Genomic DNA, 16,826 nt, shown 5'->3' with positions numbered 1-16,826 from the left:
TACCTTTTAATGGATTATCCTGAAATTAATATGTTGTGATTATTTTGAAGCGGTAATTTTACCAATTTTCACTCTGAAATCAGGTGTTTTCGCATCCCAAGCGATAAACATTTCAGTATTTGGAGTAGCTTCATAAAGGTTAGCAAACTGAGGATTTCCGTAATAATCTTCTAAGTCCTCATTGTTTGTAGTGTTTTCTAAGAAAATATTTCCTTTACAATTGTTGAAATATAATTCTTCTAATTTAACTTTTTTCAATCCTCCAGCTTCCGGTTTGATTTCATCATCTAAAACCACTGCAGGACTAAAACCTGAGATAACGCTTTTCTTTAAAGTTAATCCTGTATTTTCTGCTACGAAAACTGATTCTTTTACTAAGCCGCTAGCTAAATCTCTGTTAAGATCATCAGTAGAATTTACTAATGTACAGTGAGTAGCTACAACATTGGTCAAAGCTTTTGTAAAATCTGTTTCGTCTTTCTTCTCATAAGAAGTAACATTGATAGCTCTTGCTCTTGTTGCTCCTGAAGAAAAAGAGTGTCTCACTGCTAATGAATTATCTAATTTAGCTTGAGCACCTTGTGTAAATCTGAAATCATCTCCAGTAGAACGTAACGTTACTAAGTTTTTCAAAGTAACATCTCCACCTAAAACTTCAAAAGCATTGCCAGCAGAGAAACTTGACATTACATTTTCGATAATTGTTTTGTTTCCAACAGCAGCGATTGAAACTGCATTGTAATCTTTGTATCCTTTGATTTTTTTACCTGCAAATTCCACTCTTAAGAATCTGATTACTCCAGAACTTGCTGTTGGGTTTGTTCCACCGTAGATAGTTTGAGAAGGATCACCTTCATAATTTAACGAAGCAGTTCCTCCAAATTTGTTAATTGGGGCATCTCCTAAAATCACTAAACCACCCCAGTCTCCTGGTTTTTTTTGTGAACTGTTAGATGTAAAAACGATTGGATCAGTTTCAGTTCCTTCCGCGATAATTTTCGCACCTTTGGCAATAATTAAAGCACCATTGGTAGCTACATCCCCCTTAATAACAGTACCTGCTTCAATGGTTAGAGTTGTTCCGCTAGTTACATAAACTGGACCTTGCAACAAATACACATTTTTTTTGTATAATGTAGTATTGGTTGAAATTTTTCCATACAAAATTGAATTCGTCTCGTTATATTCAACTTTTTTAGGGTTGAATTCCGTCCAATTGTTTAACCAGTTACTAGTACCGATTATACCTTTTTCTTGCTGAGCATTAGCTGCGAAAGCTACAAACAAAGCAATCCATTTGAAGTTGCGTAAATTTTTCATGGGGATTGGATTTAGAAATTTTTCTAAAGTTATAAAAAATATTTTAATTATTCATTAAAACTATTTAATTCTTTTAACATCGACTCATAATAGAGTATTGACGACACTAAATTTCCTTTATCAGCGTAGGGTGTCATGATTCTTTGGAAATCTACTGTTGCAGTTAAAAAAGTTCTAGTGTTTTCTTGTTGAGCATCTAATGCTTTGATATTCTCTGAGTTATCTGGAATACCCACGTCTTGCATAGTAACACCAGGTTTATGTGTTAGCGCGATATACGGCAAAGTATTCACAAGAGAATTAATACGTTCGATATATAGTTCAAGTAGTTGACCTTTTTGCATGCTTTCAAGTTCACTTTTTTCATGAAACTTTCTGATACCAGCATTTGTACTGATAATACTTTTAGGTTTTCCCTTAGCCTGAGCATTAACATTACCTACAGCAAAAAGCATAAATAGGCCTAAGAAGATAATTTTTTTCATGGTTGATTCAAAATTTTAGTTTAACTCTAATTATTCAAAAATATGTTTTTAAATTCAATTGACAAGTTTTTTGCCTCACTTTTATGAATTTTTATTTGAACTTGTCATTTTATTTTAAAAACTTTAACAAAAAATCAATGCATTTATTTTTTTGTTAAATGATTACTAAAAGCGTGCCAAAATTTACAAGCTTTATGTTTTTTTCTGAAAATTACTCTAAAAACCCTTGTAAATAAAGGATTTATTAAATTTACAACTAAGCAAAAATATTAAAATATTTTAAACCGCAAAGACTTATTAACAAAATTTAGTTGAAAACTATCTTTTTTTTTAGTTATACAAACGCAAAAAAGAGCAATACAGTATTTCATTTTGTTCGTTTATATTTGCATCATGCTTTTTAAAAACATTGTTGGCCACGACCATCTAAAAAATCATTTACTAAAAAGTGCCTCGTCAGGAAGGATTCCTCATGCACAATTATTTGTAGGGCCTGAGGGTAGTGGTGTATTACCCATTGCTATTGCCTATGCGCAGTATGTGTTATGCAATAATATTGGTGCCGAAAATGAAGGTGGTAATACCGCTTGCAACCTTAAATTTGAGCATTTTCAGCATCCCGATCTACATTTTATTTATCCGACCGTCACCACTGAAGAAGTAAAATCGAAGCCTAAAAGCATTGATTTCTTGAATCTTTGGAGGCAATTTTTAAAAGAAAAGCCTTATGGAAGTTTATTTGATTGGTATTCATTCTTAAATGTACAAAATAAACAAGGAGAGATTAGGGTAGAGGATGCTCAAGAAATTTTGAAGGCACTTTCCTTAAAATCTTATGAAGGTGGCTACAAAATCATGATTATCTGGATGGCTGATAAATTGAATATCGCAGCCTCGAATAAAATTTTGAAGATTTTAGAGGAGCCTACCGAAAAAACTCTTTTTATTTTGATTTCGGAGAACGAAGAAGACATACTTCAAACCATACGCTCTCGATGTCAAGTTTTGCATTTTTCTGCTTTAAGTGAAGAAGCAATTACCCATCATTTAATTGAATACCAAAATATTGAGCCTAAAAAAGCAAAACTAATTGCTCACAAAGCGCTAGGAAATTACAATAGAGCCTTGAACTTATGTCATGATAAAAATGACGATCAACCCTTTGAAGAATGGTTCATTAAATGGGTTCGAGCTGCTTTTAGAGCTAAAGGAAACGCAGCCGCCATCCAGGATTTAATTTCTTGGAGTGAACAGATTGCGGGATTAGGGAGAGAAACACAAAAGAAATTTTTGCATTTTTGTATCGAAATGTTTCGTCAGGCGTTGTTACTTAACTATGAAACAGATAAATTAGTCTATTTTGAAAGTAGTGTAGGGGATTTTAATTTACACAAATTTGCTCCTTTTGTAAATGGCAACAATATTACAGATATTTACAAAGAATTGTCTGATGCGATTTATCATATTGAACGCAATGGCAATGCTAAAATTATTTTAACCGATCTATCAATCAAATTAACACGTTTAATCCATAAAAAATAAAATTATGCACAACTTAGCCGGATTACTAGTACTCTTTTTTTTAGCAATAACCTTTTTACAATCAGGTTATGATAAATTCACTGATTTTCAAGGTAATTTAAATTGGTTGAAAGGCCATTTTGCAGGAACTTTCTTTGACGGAAAAGTTGCTTTGGCCTTACGCACTTTATTAGTTTTAGAATTGATCGCCGGTTTATTGTGTACCGTAGGAATCGTTGAGATTTTTGTAAATGGTGGAACTACTTTTGGAAAATACGGAGCTGTTTTATCTTGTATCACCTTATTAATGTTATTGTTAGGTCAACGCGTAGCGAAAGATTACGATGGTGCAAGAACCATTGCTATTTATTTTATTACAGCGGTTTTTGGTGTATTTTTATTCCAATAAAAATCCAAAAGAATTAATTGTTTGGTGCTACACTAGCTTTAAACATTCTTAATTCATCCCAAGTAAACTGATCTCCGTATTTTTCTTTCAGCGGGGTGAGAGACTCTTCTTGATATCCTTTGAAAGCCTCGGATAATTCCTGAATTTTGTCTTCAGGCAGGACTTCGTGTAGCTTAATCGCTTGCATTTCAATTAACTTGGCAATATGACCGGAAATAGTTTGAGTGGTAAGTTTACGCAACACAGCAATTTCTTTGATGCTGTTTTGAGCTTGCCACAATTCAAAAGTTTCTTGAACGGTATTTTTCTTGGGCTTTTTTTGAGTTTTTGATTTTGACTTATATCGATTGTCCGCTATTTCATCTTCTAAAATACTGAAATGCTGTTCTTTGAAAGTATTTTGAACCGTTGTTATTTTCTTCGATTTGTACAGCTTCGTTTCTTCTGAAAACAAGTTTTCTTTAGAAATAACCTCACCTGAAACAATAGTTTTTATCATCAATTTCGCTTTCATTAAACGCAAAACCGATTTTACCTGAATCTCTTCCAAAAATGTTAATTCGTCGAAAAGAGTCTTGGCTTTTTGGGCACGTTTTACTTCTTCCAATTTCCATAAAACTTTATACACCATATCATCTAAAACCTTAAAGAAATAATCATAAGCAGCATTGATTCTTTGTTCAATGAATTGATAATCGATCGTTTCACGTGAAAAAAGCTGGTCTAATTGTATTTTGAATTTTCGAGCAGGTTCAACTATATCAATCAATGCATCGACTTGTTTCTTAACCCAAAAGTAATGTGAAGATTTTTCAGATTTCTGGTCGTAATTCTGTAAATGATTGCGCCATTCTTGCAATAATTGATTCCAATCGAAAGAATTTTTTAAAAAATCCAAGAGAAATTTTTTCGTTTCCTGATGAAGTATTTCGCCCAATATTTCTTCGTTGACTTTGTTTTCTGCATAAAGCATAACGTCTTCGTCATTAGAAATGCCATTCATTTGTAATTTAGAAAGCAAAATAAGCCCGTCTAAGGAACGTAAACGAGATAAAGCCACATAAGCTTGTCCAGGCAAAAAAACCTGCGATACATCAAGCGCTGCTTTATCAAAAGTTAATCCCTGACTCTTATGCACCGTGATGGCCCAAGCCAATTTTATTGGATAATGAACAAAGGTCCCCATGACTTCTTCCTCAATTTCTTTAGTATCAGGATTAACAAAATACCGAATGTTCTGCCATTCATACTTTTCCACTACAATAGCCTTGTCTTCCTCTGGAAACTGAACCAAAATTTCTTCCTCCGAGAGTGATTTGATTACGCCCATTTTTCCATTAAAGAAACGCTTTTCAGGATTCAAATCGTTCTTTATGAACATAATTTGTGCTCCAACTTTTAATTGGAGTTGCTCTTCAACAGGATAAATTTTTTTGGGAAAATCGTCAATAACATCGGGTAGGTAAGTATGTAATGTACCCTCCAAATCGGCCAAAGCCTTAGTATTTATAGCCTCTGCTTTGGCATTATGAGTCGACAAGGTTATGTATCCTGTATGTTTTTGTAAATCCGAAGGTGAAATTACATAGCGATTCAATAAATCAACATCTTCTTGTGAAACATAATTGTGTCGTAAATTATTTAAAAGTGCAATGAAAACATCATCTTTTTGACGGAAAATCTTTGTTAATTCAATATAGAGTGGGGGATTATTTTGAAAAACATGGGAATGAAAGAAATACTTCCCGTGATAATAGTTTCGTAAGGTTTTCCATTCATCATCACGAATAACCGGTGGTAATTGCAATAAATCGCCTATAAAAAGAACTTGAATACCACCAAAAGGTGATCGATTTTTTCGCACCGTTTGAAGCATAAAATTCATGGCATCCAGTAAGTCAGCGCGTAGCATGCTAACTTCATCAATAATAAGCAATTCCATGTTGCGAATTACTGCCTTTTTTAAGCTACTCATTTTGAAATGTCTAGCCAAAGTTTTTCGAGTCTCAAACTGGGAAAATTCAGAAAATTGTGGAGCAACTTCCTCTGGAATAAAACCTGCGAAAGGTAATTGAAAAAGCGAATGAATAGTAACTCCTCCAGCATTTAAGGCAGCTATACCAGTGGGAGCAACAACGACTACATTTTTGTGTGTCGTTTTAATGATTTCACGTAATAAGGTAGTTTTACCTGTACCGGCTCTACCGGTGAGGAAGATATTACGTTGGGTTTGGTTGATAAATTGTAAAGTGTACTTGGCTTCTTCAGATATTGTTTGCATGTGGCGTAAATTAAAGTACTAATTTATTGAAATTTAGCTAATAAATAGGAGGGAACGTGAAAATTTGGTTTACATGCATAAAAAAAGCCTTCAAATGATTTGAAGGCTTTTAAATTATGCTGAAAATGATTATTTCTTTTCTGCAGTTTTTGTTTCTTCTTTTTTCTCAGCAGGCTTGTTTTTTGCAGCATATTTTTCGTTTAAAGCTTTCACAACATCTTTAGTGATATCATAAGTATCTTTAGCATATAAAACGGTAGCTGCATCGCCTGTACCATAAATGTAATCGTATCCTTTTTCTTTTCCGTAAGCTTTAATGAAATCACGTACTTTCATTACTACTGAATCTCTTTCTACGCCACCTTCCATTTGCAATTGTTGCGCGATTGCTTGTTCAGCATAAGCCAATTGTTGTGCTCTTTGTTGTAATTCAGCATATTTTTGTTGTGCCCAAGCTTGCCCTTTAGCCATAGCATTTTGTTTGAAGTTCGATTCTTCAGCTTTTAGCTTTCTAGCTTCCACTTCTAATTCACGACCTTTTACTTCCCCTTTAGTTTTAAATTTTTCACTTAAAACTTTAGCCTCTTCATAATCTTCCATCAACTTTTGCGTGTCGATATATGCTGTTTTGAATTCTTTTACTTCAGGAGTCTTGTTACAAGCAATTAGAGAAATTGCCATCGCTGCAAACATTACAATTTTTTTCATTTCTATTTTTCGTTGTTAATTTTTTAAATTTTGGTAAAAATAACATTTTTTTGGAAAGAGATCTAAAAGTTGGATTTTATTCCAAAAAACGTCCTTAATTTTCATTATAGATAATCCTTATACTTTTCTTAGTTATATCGAATTTCACTATTAAAAACCACTTAAATAAATTCGATTTAAGACACTTTTTAAAAAAAGACATCCGTTTTACTTACCTACAGCTAGATCTTTTAAATAAACCGTATTAAATCGTTTTTACTCGTTTTTTACTATGTAAACGTGAGATGAATATTCAAAATTTGAGATTGCTTTCCAATTGGAGCGAAAACCAACCCAAAAAGCTTTGAGAAAATTCATTTTACCGGTTTTGTATTTTTCAGATAGCAAGGATACATAAAAACTATCAAAATACATTGGCAGTGTTTTTACCAATTTCATGTTTTCACGTGAAACCAATTTTTCGATAGCGGTTTTGGAAAAATGCCAAAGATGACGAGGCACATCATAAGCAGCCCAAAAAGGACCATAATAATTTGCATCATACGATTTGTAATTTGGAACAGCTATAATGATAGTCCCATTCGGCTTCAATAAACGCTTTAATTCCTGAATTTGATAGGTAAGATCCGGTACATGTTCCAAAACATGCCACATGGTAATGATATCAAATTGCTGGTTTTCAATAGATTTAGTATCATTTTTAAAGCTAACACCCTTAGAAATAGCTAGATTTTTAGCATTTTCGTTAGGTTCTATACCTGTAATTTGCCAACCATTCGCTTTGGCGGTAACCAAAAAGTCACCAGTTCCAGCACCAATATCTAAAACAGTACCTTTTTCAGGGTGAAGACTATTAAGCAAGGCTACTTTTTTATTCAAAGAATAAATTTTTACCCAATGATAAATTTTTTCAAACAAAGAACGTTTCGCATCGGTATGAGAAATATAATCTTCACTTTCGTAATACTTACCTAAATTTTCTAATGCTGGTTGAGGATGTGTTTTTAATAATTGCAAATCATCATCTAACAATAATTCGAAATGTTCTCCAGAAACCGAATGATCTTCGACTTTTATATATACCTTATGATTTGAAAAGTTCATTTTGTAATTTAAAGTTGTTAAAAAATATCTTATTTGAGAATAAGCAAAAATCTTCATTTTCTATTTTTTGTTTCTTTTAAGCATAGCTTTTAAAAAAAGATTCACCATCAAAAAAACTAGAGCGAAAATGCGTTGGATTTTTACTATTTTGAGATTTTGAGATTTTTAAAAGTAAGTTCCACGTGAAACAAAAAAAAGAATAGTACGCAAAAGTAATTTGTAAATTACTTTTGCGTACAAAAAAATTATCTACCCATAAAAACCAATAAAACTGAAATATCGTTAGGAGATACTCCACTAATACGAGAAGCTTGAGAAATTGTTACCGGACGTATTTTTTTAAGTTTTTCACGAGCTTCATACGATAGCGATTTTAACTGATCGTAATCGAAGTTATCCGGAATACGAATATTCTCTAGACGATGTAGTTTTTCCGCATTCGCTTTTTCTTTTTCAATATAACCTGAATACTTCACTTGAATTTCTGCTTGCTCTAAAATTTCCTGATCCAATTTGCTTTCTTCTGCATAGGTCTTCACTTTTTCAAATTGTAACATATCCTGCATGTCAATTTGTGGACGAGAGAAAATTTTAAACATTTTATCTCCTTGTGAAATCAGTGAACTATTCTTAGCTTCTAAAACAGGATTTGCTTCGGAAACGGAAACGGAAGTTTCTTTAAAGAAATTTACCATTTTATCCGCTTCTTCAAATTTGTATTCCATACGTCGTAAACGTTCCTCTGAAGCCAAACCAATGGCATGCGATTTAGGAGTAAGTCGAAAATCGGCATTGTCTTGTCGAAGTAAAGTTCTGTATTCCGCACGAGAAGTAAACATACGATACGGTTCTTCGGTACCTTTTGTAATTAAATCATCGATAAGTACTCCGATATAAGCTTCGTCTCGCAACAGCACAAAAGGTTCTTTTTCCTGAACTTTTAACGCTGCATTAATTCCAGCCATTAAACCTTGTGAAGCGGCTTCTTCATAACCTGTAGTTCCATTAATTTGACCTGCAAAATATAAATGCTCGACCAACTTTGTTTCCAAAGTATGTTTTAATTGGGTAGGAGGGAAGTAGTCATATTCGATAGCATAACCTGCTCTAAAGAATTTTACGTTTTCAAAACCTTCTACAGAACGCAACGCTTTAAACTGAACATCTTCTGGTAGAGAAGTTGAAAAACCATTCACATAGACTTCAACTGTATTCCAACCTTCTGGCTCCACAAATAACTGATGACGATCTTTATCTGCAAATCGATTAATCTTATCTTCAATCGAGGGGCAATATCTAGGACCTAGAGATTTAATTCGTCCGTTAAACATCGGAGAACGATCAAACCCCTCCCGTAACAAATCATGTACTAAAGGAGAGGTGTAAGTCATATGACAATCGCGTTGTACCGTTAATGGTTTTGTGACATCCGAATAAGAAAATTTATCAGGATTCTCATCTCCGGGTTCCACACGCATTTTTGAATAATCTAAAGAACGACCATCAACACGCGGAGGAGTACCAGTTTTCATTCGACCCGCTTGAAAACCGAGAGCGACTAAATCTTCAGTAATTCCGTAAGAGGCACTTTCACCCGCACGACCTCCACCAAATTGTTTGTCCCCAATATGAATCAATCCATTTAAAAAAGTTCCATTGGTTAAAACAACTGCTTTAGAATATATAGATAAACCAATACCGGTTTTAACTCCAACCGCTTTACCATTTTCAACAATTAGACCTGTAACCATTTCTTGGTAAAAATCTAAATTAGGCGTTTGTTCTAACATTAAACGCCACTCTTCCGAGAAGCGCATACGATCACTTTGCACACGAGGGGACCACATTGCAGGACCTTTTGATTTGTTAAGCATTTTAAACTGTATAGCCGTTATATCGGAAACTATTCCAGAATAACCACCCAACGCATCAATCTCACGAACAATTTGTCCTTTAGCAATTCCACCCATAGCAGGATTGCAAGACATTTGCGCGATGTTCTGAAGACTCATCGTAATCAATAATGTTTTACATCCTAAATTTGCAGATGCAGCCGCAGCTTCACAACCAGCATGACCCGCACCTACAACAATAACATCATATTTTTCTAAAAACATTGGTATTTAAAATTTAATGTTTCACGTGAAACATTATAATTATTTTGCTTGTTATCCTTAATTGTTTCACGTGAAACAATTCATTTTTTGGTATCGATAATTTTTGTTTCACGTGAAACAAAAATTTAAAGAAGGTTAATGTTTCACGTGAAACATATTTATTTTCTCTTCTTCTTTGTTTCTCATTAAAGCTTCCTCATCTGAAGATTTATCTTTATATCCACAATAATGAAGGATACCGTGAATCATTACGCGTTTTAATTCTTCTTCAAATGGAGTATCAAAATCATCTGCATTATCTTGAACACGATCGATAGAAATAAAAATATCTCCACTTATAATATCGTTCTCTGTGTAATCAAAACTAATAATATCGGTAAGTGTATCGTGATCTAAGTACTGTTGATTAATCTCTAATAGGTAATCGTCATCGCAAAAGATGTAGGCGATTTCACCTGTAGATTTGTTTTCAGATTCAATTACTCTGGTAATCCAGTCTGAAAAAAACTGTTCATCCTCAAGCCTAAAATCACATTCGTAGTTATAATTTATCATCTTCTTTAAAATAATCTTGAACTCGTTTATTAAATTGAGAACGCAAAGGTAATGTTTGTCTATTTAAAATTTCTATACTATTTAAATATTCTTGCAATTTAGCGGGTAGGGCAGGAGCCGTGTTTTGAAACTCTTTCTTATTGGTGTTCGATTCTCTTTTATTGTCTTGATTTTGTTCTTGTACCGCTTGCTCTAATTTAAGTAAATCGTATTTAAGGTTTAATGCTTTTTGAATCACCTCTTGAGTGAAACCTTTATTGATTAACTGTTTTTCTATTTGCTTCATTTTATCTAAAGCCGCTTGACCTTGACCAGATAAACCATGCTTTTGTAATTCTTTTTCTAAAGCATCACGTAACTGTCTTTGTTCCTTTAAAATATCTAAAACAGCTTTAGCATCACCTTCACCGTCTTGGCCGTTACCGCCTTTAGAACCTGAACCGTTATTTTGGTTTCCAGGTGAATTACCCTGTTGATTGCCACTTTTAGAACCCTGTTGTATTTTCTTTCCAAGACCTTCTTGCTTTTGAATGATATCAGGTAGTTGCATTCCTTGACCCTGACCTTGACCTGGTTTAGGAGAACCTTGTCCTTGACCCGACATAGACATCTGCATGGAGTTAAGAGTATCAGCTAAAAGATTAGCTAATGTGTTCGCACTGGTTAGCGCATATTGTTGACTAGAGGTTCCACGTCCTAATTGATTCTCGTTAAAATAATCGATACTTTTGTCTAAATGATAATAAACATTACCCACTTGAGAAGTGATTTTTTCTTCAATTTTTGGATTGCGTAATGATAATGCAAACAAACTATCATCGATGTGTTTGAACTGATCTTTTAGATCGTGTTGGGCTTTGATGTGTTTTGAAAAAGAAGCAGAAACTCCATTAGACGCTTTAAAATTATTGATTAATTTTTCTTCTGAAAATGAAAATTCTAATAGGTTATCTAAAATCTGGCGCAACATTTTTACATCTTCTTGTAACTGTTCTTTCTCTCCACTTTGCATATTCATTTGCATAGATTGTCCCATTTGTTGCATTTTTTTTGCAGCACTTTTTTGTTTTACAGTAGCTTTAGAAGGGGAATTTTTTTGTAACTCTTTCGAAGCATTTTGTAAATCATTATTGATACTTTCTTCTTTATCTTTTTGCGATGGCAAATCAAGAGGTTTCTTTAATTCTTTGTTTTGTTTTTGTAGATCATTCAACTCCTTTTTTAAGGCATCAAATTCTTTATTGATTTCGTTTTGCTTCTCTTCTGAATTCGTTTTGCTATCTGATAATTGATCTTGCTTTTCTGCTAATTGTTGTAACTTTTCTGCTAATTGTTCAGCCTTTTTTTCTACATAATAGCGTTTGGTCAATTCAACCAATTGTTCTAAACTTTTGGTTTGATTTTTACTTTTCTGTTGGAACTTCTCAATTTTATCCAATAAATCTTCTTGCTCTAATTTCGAATTTAGTTCTTTTAATTCATCTAATAATTTTTGATTCTTTTCGGATTCCTTTTCTACTCTATTCAAACGTTCTTGTAAAAGTTGTTTATCAGGATCAATCTTATTAGGATTGAATTTCTCTAAATTCTCTTTCATTTTTTCAGAGAACTCCTTCATCATTTCTTCATGCTGTTTCTGACGTTTAATGAAATCATTAATCTTTTGTTGGTCTTTATAATCTAATTCCTTTTTTTGTTTTCCTGAGTTTTGAATTTTTTCTAACTCACTTAATTGTCTATCTTGAGTTTTTAGAGATTGCTCTAAACCTTGAATACTCTTGTTTTGATTCTCTAAAAACTGTTCTTGTTTTTCAGAAGCCGTAGATTCTCTATGAGAAAAAATGGCAGAACGAGAACTTTTAAATTGATGTAAAGCATCGTTATCAAACACTTCAAAATAGTATTCATAAGGAATCCCTTCTTTGATCGTTAAGTTACTTGGAAAAGCAAAAACAAACTGATCATAAACATCATTCTTTACACGGATATTTCCACGTTTAATTTCAGCAGGATTATTCTTTGGATAATATACGATTTGTAATTTTGATAAACCATAATCATCAGCAACCTGTCCAATGAAATACCCTTTATTAGTCTTTAAACTATCTGGCACAGGCTCAACTTTAATAGTAGGATATAAATCCTTTACTGTTTTGATAGAATATGACAGATTTTCGTAGTTTTTGAGCGCTTTATTTGAAGTAACTATTTGATATTCTGTATCTTTAGTTACTTTTTGACTCAAACTAAACGTATTCGTTTGTCTAAAAAAGGAAATCTTTTGTTTTTCGTATAAAAAATTCACTTCATCAGTCGCAACCGTATTCATTTTCCATGTAATCGAAGTACCTTCAGGTACAATAGCATTACCGGTTCCTTTGATGATTTCAGTATTTCTGTTTAAGTATTTAGGGAAATTTAAAATCATCTCAAAATTAAGTACTGCAGGAACAGTTGTTACTTTAAGAAGATAATCAGGAGAAGTCACTTCATTGGCTTCAATATGAAAAGGGATATTCGCAAGAGGCTTTTCAAATACAAATTGAAATTCACCTGATCTAGTGTTTTCCATATAGTAACTTTCGTTATTCATAAAAATCATAACCTTATCCGGAACAATGTTGCCAATTGTTTTAACACGCAAAACATAATCTTTGTTTTGTTCCGTTACCAAGGGATTCGCAATAACAAAATAAAAAGGGGCAGGAGGGGAAAAGTGTTGTTGGTAATTAACCACACGTGCCATACTATTGGTAATTAATTCTTGTCTTCCGGATATTAAGAAAAAGAGTATAACTAAAATGGGTAAAATAGCAAGGGGTAATATTCTTTTATTTCGAGTAAAATCAACAGCCTTGGTAAATGGGATTGGTTTTAAAGCCAATGCTTTCTGTTCAATGGAAGCTAGAAGCAATTCCGATTGATTGGTATCAGTCGTCAACTGTAAAAAATTAAGCAATTTATCATTCACATCCGAAAAATGATTACCGATGATTTTTGATGCCTCAGCGTTATTAATACCTTTTTTAATCTTGAAAAGTTTCGAAAGTGGGTATAGAATAAATCTTGTGAGTAGAAAAATTTCAACGATAAGAAACAACCAAAAAAGTATGGTTCTACCTACTGATGGTAACCATAAAAAATACTCAACGAAGCTTGTAAATAATAAGTACAACAATCCTAAACCTACAAATAAAATAGATCCACGAATTAATTCATTGGTATAATACTTTCTGATAAATTCTTCAAGCTTTAAAAAAATGAGCGCTGAGGAGTTCATAATTGTTTCAATTGTTTATAACCTATAAAGTTATAAAATTTCCGAATACAAAAATCTAGGATTTTCAGGAGCATTTAAGAATAGGAAAATCATAATAATGTATCTTTGTACAAATTTTACACATTATGTCTAAGCCAGTTAGAGTGCGTTTTGCACCAAGTCCTACAGGACCATTACACATAGGAGGCGTAAGAACCGCTTTATTCAATTATTTATTTGCGAAGAAAAACAATGGTGTTTTTTATTTACGCATTGAAGATACCGATCAAACTCGTTTTGTTCCAGGAGCTGAAGCTTACATTTTTGAAGCTTTAGAATGGTTAGGGATTGCACCTGATGAAACCGTTGGAAAAAATGAAAAGTTTGGACCTTATCGACAAAGTGAACGCAAGGAAATCTACAAACAATATGCTGATGAATTAATAACCAAAGGTTGGGCTTATTATGCTTTTGATTCAGCTGATAAACTAGATGAATTACGAAAACTTGCAGAATCGGAAGGTAAAACATTTATATACAATCATACCGTACGTGAAACTTTAGATACTTCATTAAATCTTTCTGAAGAAGAAATTACGAAAAGAATCTCTGCCGGTGAACCTTATGTAGTACGTTTTAAAACACCGGTGAATGAAACTTTACATCTAAAAGATATCATCCGTGGAGAAATTAAATTCGAAACGAACTTATTAGATGATAAAGTATTATACAAAAGTGATGGGATGCCAACGTATCATTTAGCGAACATAGTAGATGATCATTTAATGGAAACTTCCCATGTAATCCGTGGAGAAGAATGGTTGCCTTCATTACCATTACACGTGTTACTCTACCAAGCTTTTGGATGGGAAGCACCAGAATTTGCACATTTACCATTGATTTTAAAACCAATTGGTAATGGTAAATTATCGAAACGTGATGGAGATAAAATGGGATTCCCAGTATTTCCTTTAGAATGGAAAACTGAAGAAGGAACATCAATGGGTTATAGAGAAAATGGTTTCTTCCCTGAAGCAGTAATCAACTTTTTGGCCTTATTGGGTTGGAATGATGGTACAGAACAAGAAATTTTTTCATTAGAAGAATTGATACAAAAATTTGATTTGGTTCGCGTAAACAAATCAGGTGCTAAGTTTGATCCGGAAAAGAACAAATGGTTCAATCATCAATATTTACAAAAACAAAGTGATGAGCAACTTGCTGTTCTGTTTGAAAAGATATTAACTGAGAAAGGCATTTCAACTACTTTAGATGTAAAAAGAATTGTTTCTTTAAACAAAGAAAGAGCCAACTTTGTTAATGAATTATGGGATTTAACAGATTATTTCTTTGTTGCTCCTACAACTTATGATGAAAAAGCATTAAAAAATTGGAAGGAAGAAACTCCCGAACTAATCAAACAATTAATTACCGTTTTAGAGTCAATTTCTGATTTTACTAGTGCAAACATCGAAACCATAGTAAAAGAATGGTTAACGGCAAATGAAATAGGAATGGGTAAGGTAATGCAACCTTTCCGATTGAGTTTAGTTGGAAAAATGATGGGACCACACTTATTTGATATTGTAGAAATACTCGGAAAAGAAGAAACCATCAAACGCTTACAAAAAGCTGTTGATACAATATAAAAAAAGAAAAGAGGCTGTTAATAAAACAGCCTCCTTTTTTTAATTACACTTATAATACATGGGTGACTTAAAAAACAACAATATTCGAACATGGTTACTTTCAGCGGCATTCATGTCATACACTTCAAGTCGCTTCATCATCTCAGTACACGTACTAAAATAATGTCGAATTTTTAGATAAATTTCAGCTCTTACATCCACACTTTTTTTACTACTACCAGCATCAAAGAAGTGAGAATCTAAAATCTGAAGGTTTTCATTTAGAATATGAAAAATAAATCTTGCTATGGAACCATCTGGATTGTAAATCGATCGAAAGATAAGTTTCTTAGAATTCGATTCGGCTAAGACAAAATAACCTTCCACAGAAGAAGAACCTTCTAAATTAAATGTTTGAAATTTGTTGACACCAGCAATAACGTAATCAAAATCTTTAAAACTAAGACTTTGCTCTTTTGAAGAGGATAACGTTTGATAAGTAATACTATTTTCGGAAAAATTGACTTTAAAACTGTTGGTTTTCAAAGTTAGTTTACTGCCATCTTTTAGGACAATTTCATCGGCAGAAAAAGCAAAAAGGCTATAGAAAAGAAAAAAAACAAGGGGGAAAAGTTTCATTGCAATTGAAATTTGAGTACAACTCAAATCTATTAATTGAAATCTACTTTTTGATTAACAAATAACTAAAAAAGTATTATTAAGAAGTTAACATTTTAAAAGTGAAGCTATAAAAAAACTCCCATGAAGGGAGTTTGTTATTATAAGTTGACAAGTAATTGTCCGGAAAGCATTCCTAAATTACCTTTGAAATCTTTATTATTGTTTTTCAGTTTTAAATCATCAAATTTATTAAGATTGTTCATAAAATTATTCACACCATATTGGTAGAAAACAACTGCTTTTACCCATTTTCCTCCGGCTGAAATACCTAAATACACATTACCGTTGATCTTGGTGACGTCCAAAATATCGTTAGCTGTTAATAAATTTCCGTTTATAAGATTGTCTTTGTTACCCTCATTAATTTTTAATTTACCATTCACTTGTAATACAGGACCAAAATCAACAGAAAGATGATTTTCAATGATATTGGCGCTTAACAACAATCTAATTTGAGCTCCTGAAAGTTTATATTTTACATTTTCCGATTGGAATAAAAGATTACTCGTTTCTACAGAAAAATTACTCTCCGTAAATTGCATTCCAAAAATCATACTCCAATTGTTGTAATAATTTCCGCGAACAGAAAAACCACCAATCCAACCCATTTCAGGTTTAGTGTCAAAATTAGAGGTGAATAAGGAAGTTTGAGTAGCACCAAAAGAAATACCAATATGATTTCCATCATTTCTGTTATGTTGAGAAAAAGAAAAACCACTAGATAAGATACACAGTATCAATACAAAACGTTTCATAAG

Annotated in this window: 13 protein-coding genes; 3 read left to right on the top strand and 10 right to left on the bottom strand. The window is 32.8% G+C overall.

What is annotated here, in order from left to right; all coding sequences use genetic code 11:
* Positions 1-39: 39 nt before the first annotated feature.
* Positions 40-1,320: a hypothetical protein gene (locus NAT50_RS11435; protein ID WP_250593359.1), complete on the bottom strand. Its 1,281-nt coding sequence runs from the start codon at positions 1,318-1,320 to the stop codon at positions 40-42.
* A 47-nt stretch (positions 1,321-1,367) separates the two neighbouring features.
* The gene (locus NAT50_RS11430; protein WP_250593358.1) at positions 1,368-1,805 is read right to left on the bottom strand and encodes a hypothetical protein; all 438 of its coding nucleotides are present in this window, start codon (positions 1,803-1,805) and stop codon (positions 1,368-1,370) included.
* A 393-nt stretch (positions 1,806-2,198) separates the two neighbouring features.
* Here NAT50_RS11430 and NAT50_RS11425 point away from each other — a divergent pair, with 393 nt between their 5' ends.
* Together NAT50_RS11425 and NAT50_RS11420 are read left to right on the top strand one after the other, a co-directional pair.
* A complete protein-coding gene (locus NAT50_RS11425; RefSeq protein WP_250593357.1) occupies positions 2,199-3,347 on the top strand; it encodes a DNA polymerase III subunit in 1,149 nt (382 codons plus the stop codon).
* A 4-nt stretch (positions 3,348-3,351) separates the two neighbouring features.
* A complete protein-coding gene (locus NAT50_RS11420) occupies positions 3,352-3,735 on the top strand; it encodes a DoxX family protein (protein ID WP_250593356.1) in 384 nt (127 codons plus the stop codon).
* Between the two features lie 13 nt (positions 3,736-3,748).
* Here the strand turns inward: NAT50_RS11420 and NAT50_RS11415 are convergent, their stop codons facing one another.
* From NAT50_RS11415 to NAT50_RS11390, 6 genes are all read right to left on the bottom strand, one after another.
* Positions 3,749-6,016, bottom strand: coding sequence for a helix-turn-helix domain-containing protein (locus NAT50_RS11415; RefSeq protein WP_250593355.1), 2,268 nt, complete (start codon positions 6,014-6,016; stop codon positions 3,749-3,751).
* A 129-nt stretch (positions 6,017-6,145) separates the two neighbouring features.
* Positions 6,146-6,724 carry an OmpH family outer membrane protein gene (locus tag NAT50_RS11410; protein WP_250593354.1) on the bottom strand — a complete coding sequence of 193 codons (579 nt, stop codon included), beginning with the start codon at positions 6,722-6,724 and terminating at the stop codon, positions 6,146-6,148.
* A 255-nt stretch (positions 6,725-6,979) separates the two neighbouring features.
* Positions 6,980-7,828, bottom strand: coding sequence for a class I SAM-dependent methyltransferase (locus NAT50_RS11405; protein ID WP_250593353.1), 849 nt, complete (start codon positions 7,826-7,828; stop codon positions 6,980-6,982).
* Positions 7,829-8,073: 245 nt separating this feature from the next.
* Positions 8,074-9,945 (bottom strand): tRNA uridine-5-carboxymethylaminomethyl(34) synthesis enzyme MnmG, encoded by a 1,872-nt coding sequence (mnmG, locus tag NAT50_RS11400; RefSeq protein WP_250593352.1) that lies wholly within the window; start codon positions 9,943-9,945, stop codon positions 8,074-8,076.
* 135 nt (positions 9,946-10,080) lie between these two features.
* Positions 10,081-10,500: an rRNA maturation RNase YbeY gene (gene ybeY, locus NAT50_RS11395; protein ID WP_250593351.1), complete on the bottom strand. Its 420-nt coding sequence runs from the start codon at positions 10,498-10,500 to the stop codon at positions 10,081-10,083.
* A complete protein-coding gene (locus NAT50_RS11390) occupies positions 10,487-13,780 on the bottom strand; it encodes a coiled-coil domain-containing protein (protein ID WP_250593350.1) in 3,294 nt (1,097 codons plus the stop codon). Before NAT50_RS11390 ends, ybeY begins: the two co-directional genes overlap by 14 nt.
* A 125-nt stretch (positions 13,781-13,905) precedes the next feature.
* On the opposite strand from NAT50_RS11390, the gene gltX reads away from it, so the two are divergent.
* Entirely contained in the window at positions 13,906-15,408 is a 1,503-nt protein-coding gene (gltX, locus tag NAT50_RS11385) for a glutamate--tRNA ligase (protein ID WP_250593349.1), read from the top strand.
* A 39-nt stretch (positions 15,409-15,447) separates the two neighbouring features.
* On the opposite strand, the gene NAT50_RS11380 is transcribed toward gltX, so the two are convergent.
* The gene (locus NAT50_RS11380; RefSeq protein WP_250593348.1) at positions 15,448-16,026 is read right to left on the bottom strand and encodes a hypothetical protein; all 579 of its coding nucleotides are present in this window, start codon (positions 16,024-16,026) and stop codon (positions 15,448-15,450) included.
* A 140-nt stretch (positions 16,027-16,166) separates the two neighbouring features.
* Positions 16,167-16,823: a PorT family protein gene (locus tag NAT50_RS11375; protein ID WP_250593347.1), complete on the bottom strand. Its 657-nt coding sequence runs from the start codon at positions 16,821-16,823 to the stop codon at positions 16,167-16,169.
* Positions 16,824-16,826: the final 3 nt, after the last annotated feature.

It is taken from the genome of Flavobacterium luminosum (genome assembly GCF_023635005.1).
GTDB classification, from domain to species: Bacteria; Bacteroidota; Bacteroidia; order Flavobacteriales; family Flavobacteriaceae; genus Flavobacterium; species Flavobacterium luminosum.
Note: the sequence above shows the minus strand (reverse complement) of the source record. Positions and strands in the feature narration are given on the sequence as shown.